The sequence below is a fragment of the Collinsella aerofaciens genome, assembly GCF_018785245.1.
Taxonomy (GTDB): Bacteria; Actinomycetota; Coriobacteriia; order Coriobacteriales; family Coriobacteriaceae; genus Collinsella; species Collinsella aerofaciens_AD.
This window is the reverse complement of the sequence record NZ_WQPL01000028.1, coordinates 1-1,340: the sequence shown is the minus strand read 5'-3', so window position 1 is coordinate 1,340 and position 1,340 is coordinate 1. Positions and strand designations below refer to the sequence as shown.

1 protein-coding gene is annotated in these 1,340 nt (G+C 54.4%); it reads left to right on the top strand.

The window, feature by feature from the left end; all coding sequences use genetic code 11:
- Positions 1 to 113 precede the first annotated feature (113 nt).
- On the top strand, positions 114 to 1,067 hold the full coding sequence (locus tag GPK39_RS06980; RefSeq protein WP_215674629.1) for an AAA family ATPase: 954 nt from the start codon (positions 114 to 116) through the stop codon (positions 1,065 to 1,067).
- Positions 1,068 to 1,340: the final 273 nt, after the last annotated feature.

The window sequence follows — 1,340 nt, the reverse complement described above, 5'->3', positions numbered from 1 at the left end:
TCAGGGTATCGGGTTCCCACATTCATCCGCACATGTGCGGATGAATGTGGGAGGTGTTCGGATGAAGTTGATAATCAAGGCTTGAGAATGGTCCTGGTGCCCCCGATCGACTCATGCGCATCTCGGGCGTCCGAGGCACAGGTAAAACGGTGCTCCTTAATGCATTGGGTGACCTTGCACGCAAAAAAGGATTCGAGGTCGTTGATGTTGCCTCCAATGCTGGTTTTTGCAATAGAATCCTCGAGGCTCTGCAGCGAAACGTTCGTCTTGAATCAATCTCGATTTCCCCATCGATTTTAGGGGTCAGCCTTGGCTCCATGGAGATGTCGAAGTCGGCCTCTCATCTGGGCGAGGCGATGTACGATGCTGCGAAGCGCGGTGGTCTGCTCATTACGCTCGACGAGATCCAGGATGCCTCAACTGAGGAAATGCGCGAGCTAGGCAATGAGATGCAGCTCTTGATCCGCCAAGGAGCGAATGTCGCTTTCGCTTTCGCCGGGCTGCCGACATCGGTAGATGGCGTGGTGGTGGATGATACGTTGACGTTCCTTCAGCGAGCCAAACATGTTGAACTTACTCGGCTTTCCGATTTTGAAGTTGGCGGATCGTTTGAGGATACGATGAGACGAGCGGGCAAGGAGCTCGACAAAGGTGCCGCTGAGCTATTAACAAAAGCTTCGGCAGGCTATCCCTTTATGGTCCAGCTGGTCGGATATTACGCTTGGCAGGTTGCTGCGCGCAGTGGGGCGGAGAGCGTGAGCGAAGAGGCGGCTCGTAAGGGTATCCAGGCGGCTCTTGATAGCTTTAATGCTATGGTGATTGCCCCAGCGCTGCGCAGGGTGTCGGAACGGCAGTTTCAGTATCTCGCGGCGATGGCTCAATGCGAGGGCGTCGATATCGCCAACGGCGATATCGCCAAGAAGATGGGTTTGTCGGCGAACAAAGTTGGGTCATATCGCAAGCGTCTGATCGATGCGGGGTTGATTGAGCCCGCGGGCTATGGCTGTGTTTCGTTTGCAATTCCGTACATGCGCGATTATCTGTTGGAGACCGTTCGAGAGGACTAATAAAGAATGGGCTGTCCGCGCTGTCGCTGGGGCCGTTCTTGTATCTTTGTCTCAACCTGTAACATCTGGAGGGGATTACGGCCTGCAGATGTTACAGGTTGAGATGATTGACTGAGACGTTTACTGGTAAAAGAGAGGTAAAAGAGGAAGGTTGATTTCCGATCTCAGCCGAACACATTGAGCAAATAGGCCGTTCCCGCAGTTAGCCGAACGCCCCCGAGGCCCCATCCGGGACCCGGGGGCGGCATTTTCCCAGTTGAAGGAACGGTGGAG